This is a genomic window from uncultured Pseudomonas sp. (assembly GCF_943846705.1).
Taxonomy (GTDB): domain Bacteria; phylum Pseudomonadota; class Gammaproteobacteria; order Pseudomonadales; family Pseudomonadaceae; genus Aquipseudomonas.
Genome location: NZ_OX044366.1, coordinates 3,910,156 through 3,935,863, shown reverse-complemented (window position 1 = coordinate 3,935,863; position 25,708 = coordinate 3,910,156). Strand labels below are relative to the sequence as shown.

Below are 25,708 nucleotides of genomic sequence, written 5' to 3'. Positions count from 1 at the left end.
TTGAAACGCGCGGCTGTTAACGAATGCTGAATCGCTCCAGATACTACGATCGTTCGCCTGGGGGCTCTGCCGGTTGCCTAAGTGCTGACGGGTGATCAATGCCAGTGCGATCTGCGTTGCAGGATGGTCGAGCCCATCGACACCCAGCACTCAAGCTTCCCGCTTACCCCAGTTGAGAATCGCCAGGGTCAACAGCCCCGCAACAATCCCCCAGAACGCCGAACCCACGGAAAACAATGTCATGCCCGAGGCGGTCACGAGAAAGGTGATCAGTGCCGCTTCGCGCTCTTTTGGCTCGCTCATGGCCTGGGTCAGCCCGCCGATGATTGAGGCGAACAGGGCGAGGGCGGCGATCGACAGGATCAGGGCTTTTGGCAGGGCGGTGAACAGCGCGGCCAGGGTGGCGCCGAAGATACCGGCGATGCCGTAGAACACACCACACCAGATCGCGGCGGTGTAGCGCTTCTTCGGGTCTTCATGGGCTTCTGGGCCGGCGCAGATGGCGGCGCTGATGGCGGCCATATGAATACCGTGGCTGCCGAACGGCGCCAGCAGTATCGAGGTCAGCCCGGTGGTAGTGAGTAGCGGACTGGCCGGTACGTCATAGCCATTGGCGCGCAGCACCGCCATGCCCGGCAGGTTCTGCGAGGCCATGGCGACGATAAACAGCGGGATGCCGATGCTGATGGCCGCCGCGAGAGAGAAGCTCGGCGTGGTCCATTCCGGCACCGCCAGTTGCAACTCGAACTGTTCGAAGTTGAGCAGGCCGAACACCCCAGCCAGCACGCTGCCGACAATCAGCGCGGCCAGCACCGCATAGCGCGGCAGCAGGCGTTTGCCAAACAGATAGGCCAGCAGCATGGCTACTACCAACACCGGTTGTTGTTCGGCAGCCACGCAAATTTCCAGGCCGATTTTAAACAGCACACCGGCCAGAAGGGCAGCCGCCAGGGAGCCGGGGATACGCCGCATGATGCGGTCGAAGGTGCCGGTCAGGCCGATCAATACAATCAAGCCTGAGGCCACGATATACGCGCCAATCGCTTCGCCATACGGCACGCCGGGCAGGCTGGTGATCAGCAGCGCGGCACCGGGCGTCGACCAGGCGATCATGATCGGTGCGCGGTAGCGCAGTGACAGGCCGATGCAGCAGATCGCCATGCCAATCGACAGCGACCAGATCCACGAAGAAATCTGCCCGCTGCTCAGCCCGGCGGCCTGGCCAGCCTGAAACATCAGCACCAGGGAGCTGGTGTAACCGGTGAGCATGGCGATAAAGCCGGCGACTACCGCTGAGGTGGAGGTGTCGGCCAGCGGCCGCAGGCGCGCCTGTTGTAAGTCGTGCATCAAAATAGTCCGCTATCGAGGAAGATGGGGTACAGCGACGCCACTAAAAGCAGCGCCATACCGATATTAAATACGCGCAATCGCCGTGCATCCTGCAGCCAGTTGCGCAATAGGCTGCCGAGCACGGTCCAGACGCTCATGGTCGGGCAATTGACCACGGCAAACAGTGCTGAGATCAGCAGCACATTGACCACGAAATTTTCCTGCGGGGTGTAGGTGGTGATGGCACCAATGGCCATGATCCACGCCTTGGGGTTGACCCACTGGAAGGCCGCCGCCTGGAGAAAACTGAACGGCTTGCCGCTGGCCGAGGCTTGGCTGCTGGGCGCGCCGGCATTAGCGATCTTCCAGGCCAGGTACAGCAGGTACGCCGCGCCGACGTAACGCAGCACGCTGTACAGCACGGGCACTTGTTCGAACACCTGGCCGAGCCCCAGGCCAACCGAGAGCACCAGCAGCATCAGGCCCAGGCTAATACCGAGCATGTGCGGCAGGGTACGGCGCAAGCCGAAATTCGCGCCGGAGGCGAGCAGCATGGTGTTGTTGGGGCCGGGTGTGACTGAGGTGACAAAGGCAAACGCGACGAAGGCAATCAGCAATTCGAGGGTCATGGTGCGGCACTCATAGACAGTGCTGATCAGCCTAGGGACAGATGGCCAGGGCGTCGCGGTACAGCAATGCGGGCAATGATAGGTACAGTTTTGATTAGCCAGTTAGCGGCAGCGGTACAGTTAAGCTGTCGCTAAGCGCAGGTAAGTGTCAGCCATCGCGCGCGCCCCATTAGCGAATGTTGCCCAGCGTCTGGTTGACCTGTAACCAGCCACTGACGGCCGTTTCCCCAGCTTCGTCGAAGACGCGCTGCAGCAGCTTGCTCTGTTCACGGCGCAGGGCTTTTTCAAGTTTGGTGCCTTCGGCGGTAAAGCCGAGCAGGCGTTTGCGCTTGTCATCTTCGGCGGTAAGGCTCTGCACCAAGCCCATTTCCAGCAACTGACGCAGCGGGGTATTCAGTGCCTGCTTGCTCACGCCCAGATAGGCGAGCAGTTCCTTCATGCTCAAGCCTGGGTACTTGGCGATAAAAAACAGGATGCGGTGGTGCACCCGCGACAAGCCACGGCGCGCCAACATTTCATCGGCTTTGGCGGTAAACGCCTGGTAGCCGAAGAAGAAGGCTTCCATGGCCACTTGCTGAGTGGCTGTGCTCTTGAAATCAATCATTAAGGTCAAGCCTATTGACGTATATGTGGTGGCCGGCGTAGTTTCTGGCAACCAGAGTTTCCGTCAATCAGTTTGACCTATTTTTATTTGCCTTTGCTACCGGTGTATCCATGGCCTTCTCCGAACGTGTTGCCCGCCTGAAAAGCTCCCTAATCCGTGAAATTCTGGCTGCAGCGCAGCGTCCAGAAGTGATGTCGTTTGCCGGCGGCTTGCCCGCCGAGCCGATGTTACCGAAGGTCGAGTGGGACGCGATGCCCGCGAGCATGGGTCAGTACGGCACCAGTGAAGGCGAGCCGGCGCTGCGCGAGGCGATTGCCGCCGAGGCCCGCGCCTTGGGCGTGCCTTGCGACGCCAGCCAGGTGCTGATTGTCAGCGGCTCGCAGCAAACCCTCGACTTGGCCAGCAAACTGTTTATTGATCCGGGTACCGAAGTGCTGCTTGAGGCGCCGACCTATTTGGCCGCGCTGCAAGCCTTCCAGCTGTTCGGTGCCGATTGCATCGCCGTGCCGCAGGAGGCCGATGGCCCGCAGCTCGATGCGTTGCGTGAGCGCCTGCAGAATCACAAGCCGGCGTTTGCCTATCTGATCCCAACCTTCCAGAACCCCTCGGCTGTGCGCTACAGCGAAGCCAAACGCGACGCCGTGGCGGCGCTACTGGACGAGTTTGGCGTGACCCTGATTGAAGACGAGCCTTACCGCGAGTTGGTGTTCGATGACGGTAGCGCCACGCCGATCGTTAGCCGTTTGCAAAAGGCCAGCTGGATCTACACCGGCACTGTGTCGAAAACCCTGCTGCCGGGGTTGCGCATCGGCTACCTGATTGCCACGCCAGATCTATATCCCTACCTGCTGCGCCTTAAGCAGTCGGCGGACCTGCACACCAATCGCATCGGTCAGTGGCAGGCATTACAGTGGCTGGGTAGCGAGAAATATCGCGGCCACCTGGCTGAACTGCGCGACTTTTACCGCATCCGCCGTGATGCTATGCAGGCGGTGCTGGCAGAGCACTTTAGCGACCTGGCTGACTGGCAGATCCCCCAGGGCGGGTTGTTCTTCTGGCTAACCCTGAAACAGCCGCTGGATACCCGCACCCTGTTGGCCCCAGCGCTGGCGCAGAACGTGGCGTTCATGCCGGGCGAGCCGTTCTTTATTGACCCGGATGCTCATCCGGGTCACCTGCGATTGAACTTCAGCCACGTGGCCCCGGAGCGTTTAAGCGAAGGCCTCAAGCGTCTGGCCGAGGTGATCCGACAGGCCCAAGCGAGCTAGTTAAGCGGGTTCCGTAAGAAGAGGGTGATATGTACAAGGTGTATGGCGATTACCGTTCGGGCAACTGCTACAAGGTCAAGCTGATGCTGCACCTGCTGGATCAGCCGTATGAGTGGATAGCGATCGATATCCTCAAGGGCGAAACCCAGAGCGAGGCCTTTCTGGCGAAGAACCCCAACGGCAAGATCCCGGTGCTGGAGCTTGAAGACGGCACCTGCCTGTGGGAATCCAACGCCATTCTGAATTTCCTCGCCGATGGCAGCGCGTTTTTGCCGACCGAACCGCGCTTGCGCACGCAGGTGCTGCAGTGGCAGTTCTTCGAGCAATACAGTCACGAGCCTAATGTTGCGGTGGCGCGTTTTATCCAGCTGTATCAGGGCCTGCCTGCAGCACGGCGCGCAGAGTATGAGGCGTGCCAGGCGCTCGGCTACAAGGCGCTCAAGGTGATGGAGAAGCAGCTGCAACGCACCGCCTATCTGGTCGGTGAGGATTTCTCGATTGCCGATATCGCCCTGTACGCCTACACCCATGTGGCGGATGAGGGTGGCTTTGACCTGACCGAACTTCCGGCTGTGCGCAGCTGGCTGGCGCGGGTGGCCAGCCACCCACGTTACGTCGGCATGCTTGACTGACAGCCGATCAACAACAGTTCGGGGTTGCCGTGACGGCTGAGACGCCTGGGCCGGTTTATCTGTCCGTCCCCAGCTCAGGCTAAAAAGCACTTATCATTCAACGATCTATCTACATGACTGGGTCGCGGATGCCATCTGTTGTTCAGCGCTACAAGCGGCGGCTTGCCGCTGCCTTGGCGCGCTACTTTCCCCACACCACCGCGTATCTGCGTGCCGAGCGCGAAGCGAACGCGTTGCCGAAGAAACCTGGCGCACGCACCAAGAAGTCGTCCGCTACGGCTAAGCCAAAAACCACTAACGCCAAGCAACCGGCCAAACCACGCCGGGCCGGCACCGCGACCAGAGTTCAGGGTATCTACGGGCCGGCCATGCTCACTGTCGATGCTGCGCAGTGCCAAGGCATGCGCGAGCAGGTGGCCCGTGCCGTGACGGCAGGCGTGCTCAGTGCGCCCTCGGAGGAGCAGTGGGCGATGATCCTTAGTCATCACCCGCTGACGCGCATCTTCGCCGGTGCCGGCTCGGGCAAGTCCACCACGCTGGTGCTGCGGGTGGCCTTTATGCTCTGCCACCTGGGCATCAAACCTGAGCAGTTGACGGTGATCTCCTTCACCAATGCCTCCTGCAGCGAGCTGCGTGAGCGGCTGCTCAAGGTGCTGGAGTTCTTCAACTACCCCTTTGATGCAGCCCAGGCGCGTCAGACGGTGCGCACCTTCCATTCGGCCATGGGCGGCATGGCCAAGAGCCTGCTCGATAATCCGCGTTGGTTCGAGCAGCTAGATGATCGCCAGGCCGCCGCCCGCGAGCTGGATAACCCGCTGATGGCGGGGCGTCTTCGCACGGCGCAGCAGCGTTTACTCAAGCAGGCATATCAGCAGTGCTATGCCGAGCAGCCAGTGTTCCGTGAGCAGGTCCACAGCCTCTTGCAGCTGCCGTTGCCGCTGGCTGAGGCCAAGCGTGTGCCCAAGGCGCCGCTGGATGCCTTCAAGTTGCAGGGTGAGTTCAGTGCCGTGCCGCTGTATGAGGCGTTCTATGCCCAGGCCGGCTTTATCGAGAGCATCGGCATTGACCTGAGCACTTTGCCGCCCCAGGCGCTCAGCGGCCCAGAGCAGGTGCGCAGCTTTAGCGCGGCGTTGCTGCTGTTCTGGCCGTACTTCGAGCGTTGCCTGCAGGAACAAGGGGTGATGACCTTCAATGCGGCGTTTGCACAGCTGACGACGCGGCTCAACGCCGGCGGGCAGGGCGTTACGGCGCAGCTGCTGGCGCCTTTCAGTCACTTGCTGATCGACGAGTTTCAGGATATCTCGCCGCAAATCGTGCAGTGGCTGCAGGCTGTGCAGCGCGCTCAGGCGGGGCAGGGCAACAGCGTCAGCCTGATGGCGATTGGTGACGACTGGCAATCGATCTATGGCTGGCGCGGTAGCTCGCCGGAGCTGTTTATCGACTTCGATCGGCACTTCCCAGGTAAAGGACGGGCCAAATGCAGCGCCGTATTGAACCTGGCCAATAACTACCGCTCGATTGAACCGATCATCCGTGACGGCGAGGCGTTGCTCGGCGGTGTGCGGCACAAGCAGGCAAAAACCAGCCAGGCGATCAGGCCTACTCAGCCCGGTGAGCACGGTGTGCGGCTGATCCAGCGTTTTGATGCCAAGGCGCGGTTGCCGGAGCTGCTCAAACAGATCCACGAGCAATGCACCTATGCGGCTGAACGTAACAGCGCTGAGCGCAACGCGGTGTTGCTGCTCAGTCGGCGCAACGAGCCCTTGCAGGCCATCAGCGCGCAACTGGACAAGAAACTGCCGGTCAAGGCTTACACCATTCACCGCGCCAAAGGTTTGCAAGCCGAGGTGGCGATCATTCTCGATGACTGCATGCCGCCTGAGCCGCACCCGCTGCGCAATGCGCTTTACGCCTACTCGAGCTTTTTCAACAACAGTTACGACCAGGCCATGCAGGATGAAAGCCTGCGCTTGGCCTATGTCGCGGTTACTCGGGGTGTTAGTCGGGTGTTTTGGTACTGCCAGAAAACCCAAGGGGCGACGCAGGTCTTGGCGGGGCGGGGGCGGTTATAGGATGGTTGAAGCTACCCGCTAAAGCTACCAACTGCACGCCCGGCAATGGTGCGTTAGCCCAACAGGGGCAAGCTGGTGGTCGACTTGATTTCCGACAGCGCGACGGTCGAGTTCACCTCCTGAATGCCCGGAACCAGTGAGAGCTTCTCGAAGAAGAAGCGCTCATACGCTTCGATGTCCTGAGTGACGATGCGCAGCAGAAAGTCCACTGAGCCCATCAACACATAACACTCCAGCACTTCGGGAAACTCGCGCATGGCCTCGGCGAATTCGGTGAGATTGGAGCGGCCGTGGGCATTGAGTTTGACCTCGGCGAAAATCTGCGTGTTCAGGCCGATTTTCTTGCGATCGAGCAGGATCACCTGGCGGCGAATCACCCCCTCTTCCTTCAAGCGCTGAATCCGCCGCCAGCAGGGGGACTGCGACAAACCGACCTGTTCGGCAATCTCGGCACTGGAAAGCGATGAGTCTTCCTGCAGCAAGGTCAGAATCCGCCGGTCATAGGCGTCCAAGGTGCTGAGCATAAAAAAACCTCACTTATTAATAGCTACGAATAAACAATCTAAATTAATAGGCTATGGCTCGATCATAGAATAAAAGTATCCCTAGAGGTCTGTAATAATTTTCCACATTATTTGTGGAGAACGACCATGGCCAACCTCGAAGCTTTCAGCCGACCCTTTGTCGACTTCAGTCATCTTGCTGCCGAGCCATCGAGGGCCGATGTCTGGGCCGCCAATGCGGCACGCACCCACGTGCAGTACCGCATCCTGGCCGAGGCTGAGCCGGACACCCTCTGCCGACTGTTCAGCTATTTCGCGCAACAGTTGATGACGCCCCAGCAGGTCAACGTCCAGCAGTCCCAGGAGCAGTTTCTGATCGAAGTGCAGCAAGCCGATATCAGCTGGCACCGGGCCGAAGTCATCGCCCAGAAGATGCGCTCACTGGTCAGCGTGTTCGCGGTCGAGCTCGAGCCGTGCAGCCAAGCGGGCATCTCGCCCGCAGCATGCCCTCAGCAGCTGCCCGTGGTAGTCGACATGCAAGCTCATCGTGTTTTAGACGGGTGTTGATCTACACCGCTCTGTTAGGCGGTTAGCCTTGGTCGCTGGGGACTCACAGCGGCCAATCGCAGAAGGCAGGTGGGCAAGTGAGTGTTGCCCACCGTACACAGTCCCCAACTCCGCGCTGGGGTAAGCTCGCGCAGCATTTTGCGCTAATTTCCTTCCCGGCTGGTTGGCTCTACAGCGGCCCCCTTTACTGGTAAGCGCCGGCCGCGTAGGTCAGCTCGTAGCTGTGGCTGTAAATTTCCAGGATGTTGCCGAAGGGGTCTTCCATATAGACCATGCGGAACGGCTTCTCGCCTGGGAAGTACTCGCGCACCGGCATGCGCTGTTTGCCGCCGGCGGCGACCACTTTGGCGGCCAGGCCTTCGACGTCCGGATCCTGCACGCAGAAGTGGAATATTCCGGTCTTCCAGTATTCGAAGTTGTTCTCTGGTTTTACTGCATTGCGGAATTGAAAGATTTCCACGCCAATGCGGTCGCCGGTGGACAGGTGGGCGATGCGAAATGATCCCCAGCCGGCGCCGAATACGTCGGTACACATGACGCCGATGGCTGAGTCGTCTTCGCTGATGGTGGTCGGGGGCATGATCAGGTACCAGCCCATGACTTCGGTGTAGAACTTTACGGCTGCGTCGAGATCGGTGACCGACAGGCCGATGTGAGAAAAGCTGCGGGGATAGACGGGAGACATAACCAGTACCTCGTGTTGAGTTGTTAGTGGTCAGTCTAGGTGTGCTGAACCATAATCAAAATAATCATAATGTTATGGTTTCAATAAGAGATTGTTATGCTTAATCCGCAATGGCTGCGTACTTTTACGACGCTCGCCGAACAGGGCAACTTCACTCGCAGCGCCGAGCATCTGGACTTGACGCAAGCGGCGGTCAGCCAGCATGTGCAGCGGCTGGAGGAGCGTTTGGGCCCGCTGTTAATACGCCGCCCGCGTCAGCTCGAACTCACCCCTGCCGGGCACGCTTTGCTCGAATACTGCGCAGAGGTCAATGCGGCCGACCAACGCTTGCAGCAGCGCCTGTCAGAGCGCGACGCAGAACGTGGGGAAGTCGGCTTGATCTGCCCCGGCAGCATCGGCTTGGCCCTCTATCCACTGTTGCTGGAGTTACAGCAAACACACCCGGGGTTGAGTATTCGGCAGCGTTTTGCCCCGGATCATGAGGTTCTTGATGCGGTGTTGCACAACCGCTTTGAACTTGGCCTGGTGACGCTCAAACCGGACGATCCGCGCTTAAGCGTGAGTCGCTTTGCAGAGGAACCATTGGAGCTGGTGGTGCCAGCCGGCGAGAACGTTCAGGGTTGGGCTGATCTAGAGCGCCTGGGTTTTATTGATCATCCAGATGGCCAGGCCATGGCAGGTCGGCTACTTAGCCGCTATTACCCTGGTGCGCCGGGTGTCGGCGGCCTCCCTTGGCATGGTTTCACCAACCAAATCGGTCTGATTCTTGAGCCGGTGTCCCGCGGCCTAGGCTTTACCGTATTGCCGCGCTATGCGCGTTTGGCTTTTTCACGGCCGCAATCCATTAAGGTCATTGAAGGGGCGCGGCCGGTAGTCGATACCCTTTGGCTGTTGCACCGAGCTGAGTGGCCGCTATCGGCCCGGGCTGATTTGCTTATCCAGCGCGTTAAGCCGCATTTCTGCTCCGTTGGCCGCTGATGTGCCTTTACCCAGCGCCTCAAATATCCCGAAACAGGTCGTGGGAGTTGAGCAGGCTGTAGGCGATCTCTGGGCGTTTTTCCAGGGCGCGGCGGATGGCTGTGGGGATGGCTTGGCGGGTTTTTCGGCACAGCCCGGGAAGCGAATCGATCTCGATAGCCATGCCGCGCATGCTGCGCACTTCATTGAAGCCGGGGGCGACGGCGACGCGTAGGCCCAGTTGTTCATAGATGCGTTGCTGCATCCGTTCCAGGTCGGCCAGGCTCTCAAGGTTTTCCAGGCGCTCTAGCAGGCGCTTTTCCTCGGTGCGGGTAAGCAGCAGGATGCGCGCGTCGCTGTCGGCGTTTTGCAACAACGCCTCACGCCCGCAGTCGCAGGCACCGGGAGGGCAGGGTTGGCGTAATGCTGGTGTGGGCGTCATGGTGTTCGATCATAGCCATCTCTTGTGGCTTTTGCCCAGAGTGCCACGTTGCGCTGCTGGGGCAGGCAAAGTTTTTAGATCGGTATGTTGGCTGAGCAATGGGGCCGTTGAACGGCCCCGGTTGCCTGATCACGCTGTGGTGAAGCGCTCGTTGAGGTAGGCAATGATTGCCTTGGACTCATACAGCCAGGTGCTCTGGCCGTTTTCTTCGATGCGCAGGCACGGCACCTTGATCTTGCCACCTTGTTGCTCCAGATCGCTGCGTGCCTGGGCGTCATTTTTCGCATCACGCAGGGCCACCGGCACGTTCAGTTTGTGCAGGGTGCGGCGAGTTTTCACGCAGAACGGGCAAGCGTGGAATTGGTACAGCGCCAGGTTGCTGGCGCTTTGCGCGACGGCGGCCTGGGCTTCAGGTGTGCGCTTAAGCTTGGCCGGACGGCTGATCCAGTCGAGGAAGATGATCAACTGGCCGAGGCCGATGCGCAGTGCCTTGATAATCATGCTGAGGTAAACCTTGGGTCGATAAACACGGGCGCGCAGCTTACCCGAGTTTGTCGACGCTGGCCTGCACCTGGGCTGAACGGCATAATTCGCCACCTTGGTGCGCGCCAAACCAGAGTGCGCACAGGCAACCCGCGAGTGCGTGATGAAACCCGACGATCTGCTGTTGCTGGTAACCCGCGAAATGCCCTTCGGCAAACACAAAGGCCGCTTGCTCGCCGATTTGCCGGGTAACTACCTCAACTGGTTCGCCCGCGAGGGCTTCCCTAAAAGTGAGATTGGTCGGCTGCTGGCGTTGATGCAGGAGATCGATCACAACGGTCTGTCTGGCCTGCTCGACCCGCTGCGAACCAAGCCGCGTGTGCCGCTCAAGGGCCAGTAGGCTGTTGCTTAAGCAATAAAAAACCGGCGCTCGGCCGGTTTTTTATTGCGCAGGCGTTGCTCAGTTATTAACCAGGCTGAGGAACTCGCTGCGGGTGGCGGGGTTCTCGCGGAACTCGCCGAGCATCACCGAGGTGACCATCGAGGAGTTTTGCTTCTCTACGCCGCGCATCATCATGCACATGTGCTGCGCCTCGATCACTACCGCAACGCCGAGGGCACCGGTGACCTGCTGGACGGCTTCGGCGATCTGCCGGCTAAGGCTCTCTTGGATCTGCAGGCGGCGTGCGTACATATCAACAATGCGTGCGACTTTCGACAGGCCGAGCACTTTGCCGTTGGGGATGTAGGCGACGTGGGCTTTGCCGATAAACGGCAGCAGGTGATGCTCGCACAGCGAATACAGCTCGATGTTTTTCACCAACACCATTTCGCTGTTGTCAGAGCTGAACAGTGCGCCATTGGTGACTTCTTCCAGCGTCTGTTGATAGCCCTTGCACAGGTACTGCATGGCTTTGGCGGCGCGCTTTGGGGTGTCGAGCAGGCCTTCGCGGGATACGTCTTCGCCGAGTTGGCCAAGGATCGCGGTGTAATTCTGTTCCAGAGACATGGACACTCTCGTAGGTCTTTGCAGAGCGCGCAGGGTAGGGCGCAGGGAGAAGGCTGGCAAGTGCGCCAGCCGCCAGTTGCAGGGGCTTATTCGTCGCGACCATCCATCATGGTGCGCTTGAGCATCACGTAAACCGCCCCCGTGCCGCCGTGTTTGGCCAGACAGGAGGTGAAGCCGAGCACTTGCGGGTGTTGGCGCAGCCAGGTGTTGACGTGACTTTTGATCATCGGTTTGCGGCCGTCCATGCGTACGGCTTTGCCGTGGGTGATGCGCACGCAGCGCACCTCCAGCTTGTTGGCTTCGGCGATAAATTCCCAAAGGGTGTCGCGGGCTTTTTCGACGGTCATGCCGTGCAGGTCGAGGCTGCCTTCAAAGCTGATTTGACCCAGCTTGAGCTTGCGCATCTGACCTTCTTGCACGCCATTGGCCGCCCAGTACAGCGGGTCTTCGGCGCCGACATCGATAACGAACTGATCGGACAGGCCGTCAACCTTGATCGAATCCACACGCGCGGTGGCCGCCTGACGCAAGGTGGCCAGTTGCGCACGGTTGGTCTTTGGCTTGCCGGTGTCAGCGCGGTCATATTTGATCGGTTTGACGCCGTGCAGCTGGGCTTTAAACAGGGAAATATCGTCGTCTTGCATCTGGGCCTCCGCGAAGGCCGCTAGTGTAACCAACCTGCAGGCCTTCGTGCTGTGCGGATCAGTCAGGCTCAGTCACGCTTTTTCATCAGGTGCGGGGCCATACTCAGGTCGCTGGGGCGATGCAGCCGGCGTCGACAACGCCGCCAGAGCAGCACGCCAACGCAAAGCAGTAGCAAACCGATGACGATAAATGCGCTGGCAGCGGCCGGCGAGTCGTTGAGCGGGCCGAGCGCAGCCGGCTGGCCGAGCAGGGTGGCGGCGCCGGCCATGCTCAGCAGCACGCCAACAGTGGCGAACAGCGCCGCCAGCCCAGCGCCCAGGCGGAAGCGCCAGTTGCGGACATTGCGTGGGCGCAGGCGGCGTGCATCAAAACCATCGGAGAATTTCATTCCGATTTCCTCATGCCAATTTCCTCGGTGGCTATCGGCGGTATGACCGGCATGTACTGGCGTGGTTCAACTGTGGCGGCCAGTACATGTGCAAGTTGCGAACTGCAGCGCGCTGGGCGGCTGCTTAGATCAGGGCGCTGGCGTGCGGTACCACGGCGGCAAAGTTGTCGGCTAGGGCGATCATCTCGGCGCGGTGCATGTCGGCGGCGCTGATTACCTGGTCGTCGAGGGTCGGTAGGTCGCGGGTGGCGCAGGCGGCATCGACCACCGTGCAACGGTAACCATAGTCTTTGGTGGCGCGTACCGTGGTGCTGACGCTCGAGTGGGTCATAAAGCCGCAGACAATCAGATCCAGGTGCCCCAGCGCTTGCAGGCGCTCATGCAGGTCGGTGCCATTAAACGCGTTGGGCATGCGCTTCTCCACAATGATTTCCCCCGGCAGCGGCGCGACTTCGGGCAGGTGCATGCCGCGTGGGCCGCGGGGGTCGAGCAGGCCATCGGGAATGCCCAGGTGTTTGATATGGACGATGGCACTGCCGTGCTGACGTGCAGCGGCGAGCAGTTGAGCAATCTCTGCCAGTGCCGCATCCAGCCCCGGTAACTGCAAGACGCCGCTGCGGTATTCCTCCTGCGCATCGATGATCAGCAAGGTCGCATTACTCAAGTTGGCCGGTGCATGGGCACGGCCAGTGAGGGCGAACATCGTTTTTTGGCGGGACATGGCAGAAGCTCCAAGCTGGCATGGACAGACCAGCCATTGTCCACCCGTACCGCACTTCTGTGAACCATTGCAGCTGATGATCTTATGTGCTGCCTGGGTGGCGGGCTGTTCGCCTGGCTGCCAAGGGCCGGCAATTGCCGGGAAAGGCGTTGCGCCTCACGCGTGACCGGGGGCCGTTATCCAGCCCGCTAAGTCACGCCACAGCTTATGAATCACTATCAGTACAGGCCGAACAACTCGAACTGCAGGTACCAGATACCCAGCGAGCCGAAGAAGTTGACCAGAATCGCGGGCAGGAACTTCAGGTGCACGGCGAAGCTGTAGGTCTTGTCCAGTGACATGGCCATGATCCCAGCGGCTGAACCGACCACCGTCAGCGAGCCGCCAATGCCGACCATCAGCGCATTCAGTGCCCACTGGTTAAGCCCCAGTTCGGGGTTCGACATCAGCGCCGCCGCTTCTACTGGCACGTTGTCCATTACCCCGGAGGCCACGCCGAGCACCACGTTCACGGCGGTAGGGTGCATCACGTCGAACAGCTGCGAGATATACGACAGCCAGCCGACGTGGTTGAGGCACGCCACCGAGGTGATGATGCCGATAAAGAACAGCAGGGCGTTCCACTCGACTTTTTGCAGCTGGTCCTGCCAGGGCAGTTCGATGCCGCGGCGCATCAGCAGCCAGGCGTACAGGGCGACGATGCCCAGGCCGATGCCGATGGCAAATTCGATGCTGACTTTCAGCACAATATTGCACAGCACCGCGCCGAATACGGCGCAGAAGCCAACCAATGCCAGGCCCGCGCCACCAGGCTTGAGAGCTGACTCGGCGGGGTCAGCAAGGTGGACCAAGCTCTCCCCATCGAGTTTGCGTAGGTAGAAAAAGTGCAGAGTGGCGGCGAACAGCAACCAGCCAATCAGCGCCGAAGGGATCAGCAGCAACAAACCGGCGATGCTGATTTTGCCGGCCAGCACCACCATCAGGCTGGTCGAAGTGCCGAGAAACCACACCCCGGAGTTAGACGCGACGACGATGTTGCACAGCGAAATATGCGTGTAACGCTGATTGGTTGAGATGTTCTTCACCGTTTTGCCGAAGATCATCGCCGTGGTGATGTTGTTGAGAAACGGCGAGAGCAGCGCCGACAGCGCGCCGGTGGCCCAGAACATGCCGCGTGCACCGAGGCCTTTGCGCATCAGGTAGCCATTGAGCGCGGTGAACACATTTCGCTCGTTAAGCAGCTCGACGATCATCCACATAAACGCCATAAAGGCGATCAGACCGAACAGTTCTTCCTTGATTTCATTCTGCGCATGCAGGAAGTACTGGAAGCCATTGGGGTCGTAAAACGCGTAGTGGGCACCGATAACGATCAGGCCGGACATCATGAACATCGCCGGCTTGAATTTATCCATCTCCAGTTGTGCTTCAAAAACAATCAGCGTCATGCCAATCAGGAATATCGCCAGCACGAGTAAGCCCGTGAGCGAGAAGGGATCTATGACCATGGTTAGGGATTCTTGAGAAGGGGTAGGGAAGGGTTAGAAAATTGGTAACAAAATTATACGATGTGGCGTGAGGCTTAGGCAGGTTTACTTTGTGACTACGGCGGCCTTTACAGTCAGCTATGCGTCACCCCGATAAGCAGGCGCTGAGTCCAGGCGCGGGTAAGCGTGGCAGGCTGCTAGAATGGCGGACTTTTTCTTGCGGAGAGTTACCGTGACCGACGCTATACATGCCCACCCAACCCGCCTGCGCACTGTGCGTGACTACATTCGCTGGGCGGTCAGTCGGTTTCATGGCGAGGAGCTGTTCTTCGGCCACGGCACCGACAATGCCTGGGACGAAGCGCGGCAGTTGGTCCTCGGTGCCCTGCATCTGCCCTATGAGATTGCCGACAGCTACCTCGATTGCCGCCTGGAAGACGACGAGCATGCGCACCTGCATGCGCTGCTCGCGCGGCGTATCAATGAGCGTGTGCCCACTGCCTACCTGCTGGGCGAGGCTTGGTTTTGCGGCATGTCGTTTATCGTCGATGAGCGCGTGCTGATTCCGCGCTCACCGATTAGCGAGCTGATTGAGCAGCGCTTCGAGCCGTGGCTGGCCATGCAGCCAATGCGGATTCTCGACCTGTGCACCGGTTCGGGTTGTATCGGGATTGCCTGCGCCTATGAGTTCCCCGAGGCCGAGGTGGTGCTCGGTGACTTGTCGTTTGAGGCGCTGGAAGTGGCCAACCAGAATATCGAACGGCATGGCCTGGACGAGCGCGTCTACACCGTACAGGGCGATGGTTTTGACGGGCTGCCGGCTCAGCGTTTCGACCTGATTGTGTCGAACCCGCCTTACGTCGACGCTGAAGATTTTGCCGACATGCCGGCCGAGTATCAGCACGAGCCGGAGCTGGGCCTGGCCTGTGGTGAAGATGGTCTGGACCTGGTGCGGCGTATGCTGGCTGAAGCCGCCGACCACCTAACCGAGAAGGGTGTGCTGATTGTTGAAGTCGGTAATAGCCAAGGGCATGTCGAAGCCCTGTACCCGGAAGTCGATTTCACCTGGCTGGAATTCACGCGCGGCGGTCACGGGGTATTCCTCCTGGCCGCCGAGCAGTGCCGTGAACATCAGGCCTTGTTCCGCGCGCGTCTCTAGTCGTTGTGGGGTAAAGCCGCTGCAGCTGCAGCGTGCTCAGCCCCGTTGTTTGTCCTAACGCAGGGTTAAATGGCGGCTTAGCAGGGCACGCAAAGCCGCCGGCTTGACGGGCTTGCTCAGGTAGTCGAGGCCGGCGGCATGCACCTGGGCAATCAGCTCGGGGCGGCCGTCGGCACTGATCACCACGCCGGGAAGCGGCTCAGCCAGGTAGGTGCGCAGCCAGGCCATCAGCTCGGTGCCGGTTTCGCCGTCATCCAGGTGGAAGTCCACCAGCGCCAATTGTGGCCGCACGTCTTCACTCAACAGGTGCTCGCATTCCAGGCGATTACGCGCCGTCCAGACCTGGCAGCCCCAGCGTGATAACAGGCTGTGCATGCCCGTGAGGATGCTGTCTTCGTTGTCTACGCAGAGCACCTGGGTGCCGGCCAACGGCTGGCCGTAATGGTCCACTGCAGCAACCAGCTTCGGTGCGTCGGCCTTTAGCGCCAAGGGCACGGTGACACTGAAGACACTGCCCATGCCTGGCCAGGAGCGCACTTGCAGCTCGTGGCCCAGGACCCGGCACAGGCCATCGGCAATCGCCAGGCCCAGGCCCAGGCCTTTCTCGGCACGGGTCTGGTGGCTGTCCAGGCGTTTGAACTCCTCGAAAATCACCTGGCGCTTGTCGTCCGGTATGCCTGGCCCGCGGTCCCAGACCTCCAGGCGCAGATGCTGGCCTTGGCGACGCACACCGAGGACCACGTGACCCTTGGCGTAGCGGAAGGCATTGGTCAGGAAGTTCTGCAGGATGCGCCGCAGCAGTTTGATGTCGCTGTCGACGCGCAGGCGGCTGCCGTGCAGGCGGAAGTCCACGCCTTGTTCGGCGGCCAGCACCTTGAATTCCGCACCGAGGGTGTCGAACAGATTATTCAGCACGAAAGCATGACGGTCCGGGGTGATACGGCCGTTTTCCAAGCGCGAGATGTCCAGCAGGTCGCTGATCAGGTCTTCGGCCGAACGCAGCGAACTGTCCAGGTGGCGCACCAACTCGCGGGCATCCGCAGGCAGCACGTCATCCTGGTGGGAGAGGGCGGCGGAAAACAGCCGTGCGGCATTCAACGGCTGCATCAGGTCATGGCTGACGGCAGCCAGGAAGCGGGTTTTCGACTGGTTAGCGGTCTCGGCCACGCGTTTAGCTTCGGTCAGCGCTTGGTTCAGTTGCGACAGCTCATGGGTGCGCTCGCTGACCCGTTGCTCCAGGCCCTCGTTGGCATCTTTCAGCGCACGCTCGGCCTCGCGGAACTCGGTGATGTCGGTAAAACTCATGACAAAGCCGCCGCCTGGCATCGGGTTGCCGATCAGCTCAATCACCCGACCGTTGGGGAACAGACGCTCGGAGGTGTGCGCCGTACCCTGACGCATCCAGTACAGGCGCTTGCTGACATGCTCTTCGATATCGCCACCACCGAGCAGGCCGCGCTCGGCATTGAAACGGATTAATTCCGCCACAGGTCGGCCGACATACACCAGGCCATCGGGGTAGTTGAACAGCTCGATATAGCGGTTGTTCCAGGCCACCAGGCGCAGCGACTGATCGACCACACTGATGCCTTGGGTGATGTTCTCGATCGCCCCTTGCAGTAGCGCGCGGTTGAACTGCAGCACTTCCGAGGCTTCGTCGACGATGCGCACCACATCTTCGACCTGCATTTCGCGGCCTTCAATGGCGGCCTTGACCACCGCGCGGGTTGAGGACGCGCCCAATACGCCGGCCAGTAGGCGCTCGGTGTGGGCAATCCAGTCACTGTTGGCGGTCTGGCTGGGGTCGAAGCTTTTGCCCTGGCGATAGGCAAAGCGCATAAAGCTCTGGCGTGCGCGGTCTTCGCCAACAAAGCGGTTGGCCAGCAGCAGCAGATCGCCGACCTGCACGGCCAGCATGCTGCGGCTACTCGGTTTGTTGCCCAGGTCATGGCCAATAAAGCGCCCGGCCTGCCAGTATTCCGCTACCCGTGCGCGGGAAAAGTACGACACCCAGGCAAACAGCAAGAAGTTACCGGCCAGCGACAGCACTACGCCACGGGTCAGTGGGTCGACTTCAAAGCCTAGGGTGCCGTACAGCAGGGTTTGGATCCCCGGCAAGGCCTCCATCGGCCAGCCGAAGCTGCGCGCGATCAAGGGCATGACCAGGGTGTAGAACCAGATCAATGCACCGATCAGCAGCCCGGCGAATACCCCTTGGCGGTTGGCCTGTTTCCACACCAGCGCGCCAAACATCGCCGGAGCCAACTGGCCGATGGCGGCGAAGGATACCTGGCCAATGGTCGCCAGGCTGGCGTTGGAGCCGAGCAGGCGATAGCAGACGTAGGCCAGCAACAGGATCACCACGATGCTCACGCGGCGCGCGGTGAGCATCCAGTGGCGGAAGGCTTCGAAAGGCCGTTCGGTGTTCTGCCGGCGCAGCAACCAGGGTAGCAGCATGTCGTTGGAAATCATGGTCGACAGCGCCACCGAGGCGACAATCACCATGCCGGTGGCCGCCGACGCACCGCCGATAAAGGCCAGCAGCGCCAGTGCTGGGTGCGCCTCGGCCAGCGGCAGGCTGATCACGAAGGAGTCCGGGGTCACGCCACTTGGCAGCAACATCTGCCCGGCCAGGGCAATCGGCACCACGAACAGCGCAGCGAGTATCAGGTAGGCGGGGAACACCCAGCGCGCCAGCTTCAAGTCATTGGGCTCGATGTTCTCCACCACGGTCACATGGAACTGCCGCGGCAAACAGATGATGGCGATCATCGCGAGGCCGGTCTGCATCATCATCGCCGGCCAGTTTACGGTTTCCGCCCAGAAGTTCGTCAGCGCAGGGCTGGCATTGGCTTGGTTAAACAGGTCGGCAAAGCCGTTGTACAGGCCATAGGTGACAAAGGCACCGACGGCGAGGAAGGCCAGCAGCTTGACCAGCGACTCGAAGGCAATCGCCAGTACCATGCCGCGGTGGTGTTCGGTGACATCCAGGTTGCGCGTGCCAAACAAAATGGTGAACAGCGCCAGGACCAGCGAGACGATCAGCGCGGTGTCCTGAGCGCTGGTGCCCGTAGCCCCTGCGCCTGCGCCAATCAGCAGGTTGACGCCGAGCACGATGCCTTTGAGTTGCAGGGCGATATAGGGCAGTACGCCGACCAGGCAGACCAGCGCCACCACCACCGCCAGGGGCTGCGATTTGCCGTAGCGCGCGGCGATGAAGTCGGCAATCGAGGTGATGTTTTCCTGTTTGCTGATCATCACCATCTTCTGCAGCACCCAGGGCGCAAAGACCAGAATGATGATCGGTCCGAGGTAGATCGGCAGGAACGACCAGAGCTGCTCGGCGGCCTGGCCGACGGCACCAAAAAACGTCCAGCTGGTGCAGTACACCGCCAGCGACAAGCTATAGACCCAGGCCCGCACCCGTGGCGGCATGGGCGCGGCACGGCGGTCGCCGTAGAAGGCGATGGCAAACAGAATGGCCATGTAGATCAGCGCAACTGCGGCGATCAACCCGCTAGACAGGGTCATGCGTACTCCAAAAACAAAGGTTGAGAGACTGCCGCAGCCTTAACAGCAGCGTGGCAGTGGTGCAGAGCCTAGCGCTTCAGGACTCAGGGCAGATTATGGGCAGTAGTCTCGCAGCAAAGTAGCGGCGCGTCAGGCACGACCAAGGTCGCACGCGTGGAGGAGGTTATTACTGTTGCCGATTGTGTGTGCCAGTGGGCGCTGTTAGCGTGTTGTGCAGCGACGCTGTGCGAGGAAGGGCCCTATGTTCAAGCCGCAACTGATAACGCTGCAACGGGGTGGGGTGCGCATCGAGCCCATGGTCGATGGCGATATCCCGGCGTTGGTGAGCCTGGCTGAAGCCAATCGCGCCGAACTGCTGCATATGAATGGCACCCAGCGCCTCGACTGGTACCGCGAGGGCCTGCTGGCGCAGCGCGAAGGGCGGGCCTTGCCCTTTGTCATTCGCCTCGGCGAACAGCTGGTCGGCACCACCCGCTTTGCCGATTTTGTCAGCAGCTTGCCGGCCACAGAGATCGGCTGGACCTGGCTGGATCGCAGTCAGCATGGCACGGGGCTCAACACCCTGATCAAATACCTGATGCTCAAACATGCCTTCGAGAGCTGGGGCATGGTTCGCGTGCAGCTGAAAACCGCTGCCAGCAACCTGCGCTCGCAACGCGCCATCGAAAAACTCGGGGCGCGGCGTGAAGGCGTGCTGCGCAATCACCGCCGCCTGGCCGATGGACGTTTGGACGACAGCGTGCTGTACAGCATCACCGACCATGATTGGCCGGCGATCAAGCTGCAATTGGAAGCACGCCTTAGCCGCTGAGCAGTGTTTCGGGGCGGTGGCACCGTCTACGTTGCTTTTGATACCTGCTAGCGCGTGGCCATCCAGATCAGCAGGCAGGCCTGAAACAAGCAGAAGGCCACCAGGCAGGTGATGGTGAAACGTAAGCTGCCGTCTTCGCGTTTCAACACCTCAATGCGCTCGGCCGACTTGCGTAGCTTGACGTCCTGCTCGTGCAGATTCTGATCGGCCTGCTGGAGCATGCTGGCGGCGTCCAGCAATTCGATGATCTGCACTTTTTCCGTATGCCAATCGCCATGCAGCGCGCTGACCCGTGCTGCGCCGCACTGCGCGTTGAGGTTTAACGGGTCGAGGTACTCGACCACAAAACCCTGAGCCTGCAGGCAGTGGTCACGGCGGGCGCGCGCGACCTCGCTCAAGCCGCTCTGGCTAGGCAGCGAGTTAGTTTCCACGTGGTAATGGGCAAAGTGCTGGCGTGCCCAGACAATCCCCTGGGCCAGAAGAAAGCGCCCAAGGCCACGGTTCTCCGGTTCGACTTGCAGGCCTTGCTCCGGGCCAAATCGGACCCTGCGGTGCTCATGCTCAGCCCAGATTTCGAGGGTGTTTTGTTCCTTGCGCTGCCGTTGGCCGGGTAGCTGCAGGGTCAGGCGCAGCAGGCTGTGCTGCTTGCTCTGGCGTTCGACACGGCCCAGCTGGATAAAACGCAGCGGCCGCGCGCCGGTATGGCGGTCGATGGGCAAGGGCGCCAGGCGCAATAAATGAAAGTGCTCGGGCGCCAGCTCGGCCCAGGGGTGAGCGGGCTCGACGACTTCTTGCGGTGCAGCGTCGGTGGCAGTTTGCGGCGCGGGGCTGGTGGTCATAAACAGCGGTCCTGTGCGCGACGCCGAAACAGTTGGCGCCTGTCAAAGCGCTTATCGGCCGTTACTCGGCTAACTGGAGGTCGGCCTTTTGCCGCTGCGCTGGATAAAGCGCGCGATCTGCTCGCTTAGACCGTGGGCCAATGGCAAGCGAGGGTTGTCATAGCTGGCCAGTTGCGCCGGTAAATCCAGCGCGCTGATGCGCAGCATATGGTTCATGCCTGGGATGATCAGCAGCTCGGCATCCGCTTTGGCGGCTTGCAGCGCTTTGGCGTCGGCGACGCTGACCTGAATATCGTGGCTGCCTTGTACGATCAGCGCAGGGATCTGCAGGCGCGCGAAAGCCTGGCCAGGATGCTGTTGCAGCAGAGAAATCAGATAAGGCTGCACGCTGGGGCGAAACAGCACCTGCAATTGTTTAGGTACCTGCGGGCTGAGTTGCCCAGCCAAAAGGCGGTCGAGCAGCAGGTTACTTTGCGCCAGCAGTGGCGGCGGCAGGCGTGCGGCCAGTTGCTCGCGCAGCAGTTGGTCAATCGGTCGTGAGCTACCGGCTATTGATACCAGGGCATCGGCCTGGGCTTGTTCGGCGACCAGGCTGGCAATCAGTGCGCCTTCGCTGTGGCCGATCAGAATCAGCCGGTCAAACGTCGGGTCGGTCTTGAGCAGCTGCGCCCAGGCTACGGCATCGCTGACATAGCGCTCGACACTGAGTTCGCGCTCATCCGGCGTGGCGGCGCGGCTGGCGGCGACCCCGCGTTTGTCGTAGCGCAGGCTGGCGATGCCCTGTTTGGCCAAACTTTGCGCCAGGCGCTTGAGGCTGTCGCTCTGGCCACCTTCGGGATTATTGCCATCGCGGTCAGTCGGGCCGGAGCCAGCAATCAGCAAGGCCACCGCCATCGGCGTCGTAACACTGGGCTTAAGCAAGGTGCCGTAGAGGGAGCCTTGGCCCGTTTGCAGGCGCATCGCTTGCTGCACGCTGTTGTGCGCAGCGCTCTGGACCGTGGCTTGAGCCAGAGCGGGGAGTAGGCAAAGGGTCAATAGAAGCGCTCGCAACATGGATAACAACTGCCAGAGGGGGAACCGTTGGACGGTTATACGCGCCGAAGGTTCGAGGATGAACTGTACGAACGCCACGGGTATACTCGCCGCCTTACTTAAGTGGGGCTTTGCGCGGTTTAGCGCGGCCCTGTGCTGATTTTCGCGGAGCGTTTTGCACATGTCCGGCAATACCTACGGCAAGCTGTTCACTGTCACCACCGCTGGCGAAAGCCATGGCCCGGCGTTGGTCGCCATTGTCGATGGCTGCCCGCCGGGGCTGGAAATTAGCCTGCAAGACTTGCAGCGCGACCTCGATCGGCGCAAGCCTGGCACCAGCCGGCACACCACTCAGCGTCAGGAAGATGACGAAGTGGAGATCCTCGCCGGGGTGTTTGAGGGCAAGACCACGGGCTGTGCGATTGGCCTGCTGATCCGCAATACCGACCAGAAGTCCAAGGACTACTCGGCGATCAAGGATTCTTTCCGTCCGGCACATGCCGATTACACCTACCACCACAAGTACGGCATCCGTGATTACCGTGGTGGTGGTCGCAGCTCGGCGCGCGAGACCGCCATGCGCGTCGCCGCCGGGGCCATCGCCAAGAAGTACCTGGCCACTCAGGGCATCGTCATCCGCGGCTATATGAGCCAGCTGGGGCCGATTGAAATCCCGTTTAAGAGCTGGGACAGCGTTGAGCAGAATGCCTTCTTCAGCCCTGACCCCGACAAAGTCCCCGAACTGGAAGCCTATATGGACCAGCTGCGTCGCGATCAGGACTCGGTTGGCGCGAAGATCACCGTGGTCGCCGAAGGCGTGCTGCCAGGCCTCGGTGAGCCGATTTTCGATCGCCTGGACGCCGACCTGGCCCATGCGCTGATGAGCATCAACGCGGTCAAAGGCGTGGAAATCGGTGCCGGTTTCGCCTCTGTAGCTCAGCGCGGCACCGAGCACCGCGACGAGCTGACCCCAGAGGGTTTCCTCTCGAATAACGCCGGCGGCATCCTTGGCGGCCTTTCCAGTGGCCAGCCGATTGTCGCCCACCTGGCGCTCAAACCAACGTCGAGCATCACCACCCCGGGGCGCTCGATTGATGTCGACGGCAACCCGCTGGACATCATCACCAAGGGCCGTCATGACCCGTGTGTGGGCATTCGCGCCACGCCAATCGCCGAGGCAATGATGGCCATTGTGTTGATGGACCACCTGCTGCGCCATCGCGGGCAGAATGCCGATGTACAGGTCAGCACGCCGGTGCTGCCACAGCTGTGACAGCCGGGGTCGGTTGGGTTGAGCGCAGCGATACCCAACACTGCACTCCCTGGGTATCGCTGTGCTCAACCCAGGCTACGGTCAAACCATGAACGGCACATTGCCTTACTGGCGGCTGTCCGGTTTCTACTTCTTCTACTTCTCGCTGCTCGGCGCCACCGCGCCGTTTCTCGCGCTGTATTTCGACCACCTGGGGTTTTCTGCGGCGCGGATTGGCGAGTTGATCGCCATTCCTATGCTGATGCGCTGCATCGCGCCGAATATCTGGGGTTGGCTGGGGGATTACAGCGGCCGGCGGCTGGCCATCGTGCGCTTCGGCGCGCTGTGCACGCTGCTGTGTTTTGCCGGCATTTTTATCAGCCAGAGTTACGCCTGGCTGGCGCTGATCATGGCGTTGCATGCGTTCTTCTGGCATGCGGTGCTGCCGCAGTTTGAGGTCATCACCTTTGCCCACCTCAAGGAGCAGGCCGCGCGTTACAGCCAGATTCGCCTGTGGGGCAGCATCGGCTTTATCGTCGCGGTGGTGGGCTTGGGTAAGTTGTTCGAGCTGCTCAGCCTGGATGCCTACCCATGGGCGCTGATTCTGATCATGGCCGGCATCGTCTTGAGCAGCTGGTGGGTGCCCAATGCGCAGCCGCAGATGCGCCCCAATACTCAGGAGCAAGGCGGTTTTCTTCAGCAATTACGCCGTCCGGGAATTCTTGCCTTCTACCTCAGCGTTGGCTTGATGCAGCTGAGCAATGGCCCGTATTACACCTTTCTTAGCTTGCATCTGGAGGCCCTGGGTTATGCCCGCGGGGTGATCGGCCAATTGTGGGCGCTGGGTGTATTGGCCGAAATTGTGCTGTTTATGCTCATGGCCCGGTTGCTGGCGCGCTATTCCCTGCGTACGGTGCTGCTGGCGAGTTTTCTGATCACCGCGCTGCGCTGGTTGCTGCTGGGCAACCTGGCCGGGCATCTGCCGGTGCTGCTGTTTGCCCAACTGATGCATGCAGCCACCTTTGGTGCCTTCCATGCGGCGGCCATGCATTTTGTCCAGCGCAGCTTTGCCGACCGACAGCAAGGCCAGGGCCAGGCGTTATATGCCGCGCTGGCCGGCGTGGGCGGGGCGTTGGGTGCCCTGTACTCCGGTTACAGTTGGCACAGCCTCGGTGCGGCCTGGACCTTTGCCATTGCCAGTTTGATTGCACTGGCCGCGGCAGTAATAACCGCACGCTATATGCGCGATGAGCGGCCGTAGCCCTTATTTGTTGAATTTTAAGGCTTGAATTGAGCCATTTCTGATCGTACGAGAGCCCTGACCATGAGCTGCCTAACCGTCTACCACCAGTCCTCGCCTGAGCATCCCAACAAGCTGCTGAGCCATGTCGAAGACATTGCCAGTACCCTGGCAGCCGTTGGGGTGCAGTTCAGCCAGGTAGCCGTGCAGCAGCCGGTGATTGCCGGTACTGCCAGTGCTGAAGTGATCGCGGCCAGTCGCGTGCAGATCGATCAGCTGATGAGCACGCATGGCTATGCCGCTGCTGAGGTCCTGAGCCTGTGTGATGAGCGCGGTGAAGGCAGTGAGTTGGCCCGTGCCCTGCGCCAGGAACAGCTTTGCCCGTCAGCACACCTGCACTACTACTTGGCCGGCCGTGGTGTGCTGGCGCTGCATATCGGTGAGTACGTTTACAGCCTGTTGTGCGAGAAGAATGACCTCGTGCTATTGCCCGCCGGCACTGCGCATTGGTTCGATGCAGGCGAGCATCCACGTTTTGCCGTGCTGCGGGTGTTCGACAGTCCCCAGGTGCCGGCCCTGGTGAGCGTTGCCGGTGATTTCGCTGCGGCCTTTGCCGGCTTGGATGACTGTTGATTGACCCTTTCGCTGAACTCTGCGCCTGAGCGTCTATCCTAACTGAGCGAAACCATCGCAAAGGAGCGACATCGTATGGGTTCAATGTTTAACGGTTTACTGGGTTTGGTCATCCTGGCGCTGAATATCTGGGCGATTCTCAGCGTGATCAAAAGCAGCGCCGAATCCGGCATCAAGGTGCTGTGGATCTTACTGATCGTCTTGCTGCCGGTGCTCGGCTTGATCATCTGGGCGCTGATGGGCCCGCGCGGCACGATTAAGTTCTAGCGCCCTAACCCAGGCTGCTGGGTTAAAAGCTCAGCAGCGTTTGTGCCGCTAGCGGCACCCCCTCCAGTTCCAGCAGCAGTGCTTTGCGCGGCAGGCCGCCGGCATAACCGGTAAGGCTGCCATCGCGGCCGATCACCCGGTGGCAGGGGATGATGATGGCAATCGGGTTGGCACCATTGGCCGCGCCCACCGCGCGTACCGCCTTGGGTCGCTCAATCGCTGCAGCCAAGGCGCTGTAGCTGCTGGTTTGGCCGTACGGAATACGCTGCAGCGCTTGCCATACCGCTTGCTGAAACACCGTGCCTTGCGGTGCTAAGCGCAACTCGAAACGCTGCCGACTGCCGGCAAAATACTCATCCAGTTGTTTGCACGCCTCATCCAGCTCATCTGTAGCGCTGCGCCAGTGCTCACCGATTCGCCAGGGTTTGCTGTCAATGTCCATCAGCAGTTGCTGCAAGCCGCTTTCATCCGCGGCCAGTAGCAGGCGGCCAATAGGGCTGTCGTGGTAGCAGTAGCGCATCGC

28 protein-coding genes are annotated in these 25,708 nt (G+C 60.7%); 12 read left to right on the top strand and 16 right to left on the bottom strand.

Annotated features, from left to right (window positions below; genetic code table 11):
• Positions 1-150 precede the first annotated feature (150 nt).
• The 3 genes from Q0V31_RS18285 to Q0V31_RS18275 all read right to left on the bottom strand — a co-directional run bounded on the left by Q0V31_RS18285 (position 151) and on the right by Q0V31_RS18275 (position 2,562).
• Complete coding sequence (locus Q0V31_RS18285) at positions 151-1,347, bottom strand: benzoate/H(+) symporter BenE family transporter (RefSeq protein WP_298190188.1); 1,197 nt, start codon at positions 1,345-1,347, stop codon at positions 151-153.
• Complete coding sequence (locus Q0V31_RS18280) at positions 1,347-1,958, bottom strand: LysE family translocator (RefSeq protein WP_298190186.1); 612 nt, start codon at positions 1,956-1,958, stop codon at positions 1,347-1,349. The genes Q0V31_RS18285 and Q0V31_RS18280 overlap by 1 nt, the downstream gene beginning before the upstream one ends.
• 169 nt (positions 1,959-2,127) lie before the next feature.
• Entirely contained in the window at positions 2,128-2,562 is a 435-nt protein-coding gene (locus Q0V31_RS18275) for a MarR family transcriptional regulator (protein ID WP_298190184.1), read from the bottom strand.
• A 110-nt stretch (positions 2,563-2,672) separates the two neighbouring features.
• On the opposite strand from Q0V31_RS18275, the gene Q0V31_RS18270 reads away from it, so the two are divergent.
• The 3 genes from Q0V31_RS18270 (at position 2,673) to Q0V31_RS18260 (ending at position 6,534) form a co-directional block, all read left to right on the top strand.
• Positions 2,673-3,830 (top strand): PLP-dependent aminotransferase family protein, encoded by a 1,158-nt coding sequence (locus tag Q0V31_RS18270; protein WP_298190182.1) that lies wholly within the window; start codon positions 2,673-2,675, stop codon positions 3,828-3,830.
• A gap of 29 nt (positions 3,831-3,859) precedes the next feature.
• Entirely contained in the window at positions 3,860-4,462 is a 603-nt protein-coding gene (locus tag Q0V31_RS18265; RefSeq protein ID WP_298190180.1) for a glutathione S-transferase family protein, read from the top strand.
• Positions 4,463-4,590: 128 nt separating this feature from the next.
• Positions 4,591-6,534 carry a DEAD/DEAH box helicase gene (locus tag Q0V31_RS18260; RefSeq protein WP_298190178.1) on the top strand — a complete coding sequence of 648 codons (1,944 nt, stop codon included), beginning with the start codon at positions 4,591-4,593 and terminating at the stop codon, positions 6,532-6,534.
• Between the two features lie 53 nt (positions 6,535-6,587).
• On the opposite strand, the gene Q0V31_RS18255 is transcribed toward Q0V31_RS18260, so the two are convergent.
• The gene (locus tag Q0V31_RS18255) at positions 6,588-7,058 is read right to left on the bottom strand and encodes an Lrp/AsnC family transcriptional regulator (RefSeq protein ID WP_298190176.1); all 471 of its coding nucleotides are present in this window, start codon (positions 7,056-7,058) and stop codon (positions 6,588-6,590) included.
• A gap of 126 nt (positions 7,059-7,184) precedes the next feature.
• On the opposite strand from Q0V31_RS18255, the gene Q0V31_RS18250 reads away from it, so the two are divergent.
• Entirely contained in the window at positions 7,185-7,604 is a 420-nt protein-coding gene (locus Q0V31_RS18250) for a hypothetical protein (protein ID WP_298190174.1), read from the top strand.
• A 184-nt stretch (positions 7,605-7,788) separates the two neighbouring features.
• On the opposite strand, the gene Q0V31_RS18245 is transcribed toward Q0V31_RS18250, so the two are convergent.
• Positions 7,789-8,289, bottom strand: a complete 501-nt coding sequence (locus Q0V31_RS18245; protein ID WP_298190172.1) for a lactoylglutathione lyase family protein — start codon at positions 8,287-8,289, stop codon at positions 7,789-7,791.
• A 96-nt stretch (positions 8,290-8,385) separates the two neighbouring features.
• Between Q0V31_RS18245 and Q0V31_RS18240 the strand changes: the two genes are divergently transcribed.
• The gene (locus Q0V31_RS18240; protein ID WP_298190169.1) at positions 8,386-9,267 is read left to right on the top strand and encodes a LysR family transcriptional regulator; all 882 of its coding nucleotides are present in this window, start codon (positions 8,386-8,388) and stop codon (positions 9,265-9,267) included.
• A gap of 19 nt (positions 9,268-9,286) precedes the next feature.
• Here Q0V31_RS18240 and Q0V31_RS18235 read toward each other — a convergent pair whose 3' ends face one another.
• Positions 9,287-9,688 carry a hypothetical protein gene (locus Q0V31_RS18235; protein ID WP_298190167.1) on the bottom strand — a complete coding sequence of 134 codons (402 nt, stop codon included), beginning with the start codon at positions 9,686-9,688 and terminating at the stop codon, positions 9,287-9,289.
• A 129-nt stretch (positions 9,689-9,817) separates the two neighbouring features.
• Complete coding sequence (locus Q0V31_RS18230) at positions 9,818-10,189, bottom strand: glutaredoxin (RefSeq protein ID WP_298190165.1); 372 nt, start codon at positions 10,187-10,189, stop codon at positions 9,818-9,820.
• Positions 10,190-10,334: 145 nt separating this feature from the next.
• Between Q0V31_RS18230 and Q0V31_RS18225 the strand changes: the two genes are divergently transcribed.
• Positions 10,335-10,571 carry a DUF3820 family protein gene (locus tag Q0V31_RS18225; protein WP_298190163.1) on the top strand — a complete coding sequence of 79 codons (237 nt, stop codon included), beginning with the start codon at positions 10,335-10,337 and terminating at the stop codon, positions 10,569-10,571.
• Positions 10,572-10,631: 60 nt separating this feature from the next.
• Here the strand turns inward: Q0V31_RS18225 and folE are convergent, their stop codons facing one another.
• From folE to nhaD, 5 genes are all read right to left on the bottom strand, one after another.
• The gene (gene folE / locus Q0V31_RS18220) at positions 10,632-11,180 is read right to left on the bottom strand and encodes a GTP cyclohydrolase I FolE (protein WP_298190161.1); all 549 of its coding nucleotides are present in this window, start codon (positions 11,178-11,180) and stop codon (positions 10,632-10,634) included.
• Between the two features lie 86 nt (positions 11,181-11,266).
• A complete protein-coding gene (locus Q0V31_RS18215; RefSeq protein ID WP_298190159.1) occupies positions 11,267-11,824 on the bottom strand; it encodes a Smr/MutS family protein in 558 nt (185 codons plus the stop codon).
• A 68-nt stretch (positions 11,825-11,892) separates the two neighbouring features.
• Positions 11,893-12,213 (bottom strand): hypothetical protein, encoded by a 321-nt coding sequence (locus Q0V31_RS18210; RefSeq protein WP_298190158.1) that lies wholly within the window; start codon positions 12,211-12,213, stop codon positions 11,893-11,895.
• A gap of 124 nt (positions 12,214-12,337) precedes the next feature.
• A complete protein-coding gene (locus Q0V31_RS18205; protein ID WP_298190155.1) occupies positions 12,338-12,934 on the bottom strand; it encodes a cysteine hydrolase family protein in 597 nt (198 codons plus the stop codon).
• 218 nt (positions 12,935-13,152) lie between these two features.
• The gene (nhaD, locus tag Q0V31_RS18200) at positions 13,153-14,442 is read right to left on the bottom strand and encodes a sodium:proton antiporter NhaD (protein ID WP_298190152.1); all 1,290 of its coding nucleotides are present in this window, start codon (positions 14,440-14,442) and stop codon (positions 13,153-13,155) included.
• Between the two features lie 223 nt (positions 14,443-14,665).
• Here nhaD and prmB point away from each other — a divergent pair, with 223 nt between their 5' ends.
• Positions 14,666-15,580 carry a 50S ribosomal protein L3 N(5)-glutamine methyltransferase gene (gene prmB, locus Q0V31_RS18195; protein WP_298191138.1) on the top strand — a complete coding sequence of 305 codons (915 nt, stop codon included), beginning with the start codon at positions 14,666-14,668 and terminating at the stop codon, positions 15,578-15,580.
• A gap of 54 nt (positions 15,581-15,634) precedes the next feature.
• Here the strand turns inward: prmB and Q0V31_RS18190 are convergent, their stop codons facing one another.
• Positions 15,635-19,111 (bottom strand): PAS domain-containing hybrid sensor histidine kinase/response regulator, encoded by a 3,477-nt coding sequence (locus tag Q0V31_RS18190; protein ID WP_298190149.1) that lies wholly within the window; start codon positions 19,109-19,111, stop codon positions 15,635-15,637.
• 241 nt (positions 19,112-19,352) lie between these two features.
• Here Q0V31_RS18190 and Q0V31_RS18185 point away from each other — a divergent pair, with 241 nt between their 5' ends.
• Positions 19,353-19,922: a GNAT family protein gene (locus Q0V31_RS18185; RefSeq protein WP_298190147.1), complete on the top strand. Its 570-nt coding sequence runs from the start codon at positions 19,353-19,355 to the stop codon at positions 19,920-19,922.
• Between the two features lie 47 nt (positions 19,923-19,969).
• Here the strand turns inward: Q0V31_RS18185 and Q0V31_RS18180 are convergent, their stop codons facing one another.
• Positions 19,970-20,761, bottom strand: coding sequence for a hypothetical protein (locus tag Q0V31_RS18180; RefSeq protein WP_298190145.1), 792 nt, complete (start codon positions 20,759-20,761; stop codon positions 19,970-19,972).
• A gap of 69 nt (positions 20,762-20,830) precedes the next feature.
• Positions 20,831-21,814: an alpha/beta fold hydrolase gene (locus tag Q0V31_RS18175; protein ID WP_298190142.1), complete on the bottom strand. Its 984-nt coding sequence runs from the start codon at positions 21,812-21,814 to the stop codon at positions 20,831-20,833.
• Between the two features lie 160 nt (positions 21,815-21,974).
• On the opposite strand from Q0V31_RS18175, the gene aroC reads away from it, so the two are divergent.
• The 4 genes from aroC to Q0V31_RS18155 all read left to right on the top strand — a co-directional run bounded on the left by aroC (position 21,975) and on the right by Q0V31_RS18155 (position 25,185).
• Complete coding sequence (gene aroC, locus Q0V31_RS18170) at positions 21,975-23,066, top strand: chorismate synthase (RefSeq protein ID WP_298190140.1); 1,092 nt, start codon at positions 21,975-21,977, stop codon at positions 23,064-23,066.
• 88 nt (positions 23,067-23,154) lie between these two features.
• The gene (locus Q0V31_RS18165) at positions 23,155-24,306 is read left to right on the top strand and encodes an MFS transporter (RefSeq protein WP_298190138.1); all 1,152 of its coding nucleotides are present in this window, start codon (positions 23,155-23,157) and stop codon (positions 24,304-24,306) included.
• Between the two features lie 63 nt (positions 24,307-24,369).
• Positions 24,370-24,918: an acireductone dioxygenase gene (locus Q0V31_RS18160; protein WP_298190135.1), complete on the top strand. Its 549-nt coding sequence runs from the start codon at positions 24,370-24,372 to the stop codon at positions 24,916-24,918.
• A 75-nt stretch (positions 24,919-24,993) separates the two neighbouring features.
• Positions 24,994-25,185 (top strand): PLDc N-terminal domain-containing protein, encoded by a 192-nt coding sequence (locus tag Q0V31_RS18155; RefSeq protein ID WP_298190132.1) that lies wholly within the window; start codon positions 24,994-24,996, stop codon positions 25,183-25,185.
• 22 nt (positions 25,186-25,207) lie between these two features.
• On the opposite strand, the gene Q0V31_RS18150 is transcribed toward Q0V31_RS18155, so the two are convergent.
• Complete coding sequence (locus tag Q0V31_RS18150; RefSeq protein WP_298190130.1) at positions 25,208-25,705, bottom strand: methylated-DNA--[protein]-cysteine S-methyltransferase; 498 nt, start codon at positions 25,703-25,705, stop codon at positions 25,208-25,210.
• Positions 25,706-25,708: the final 3 nt, after the last annotated feature.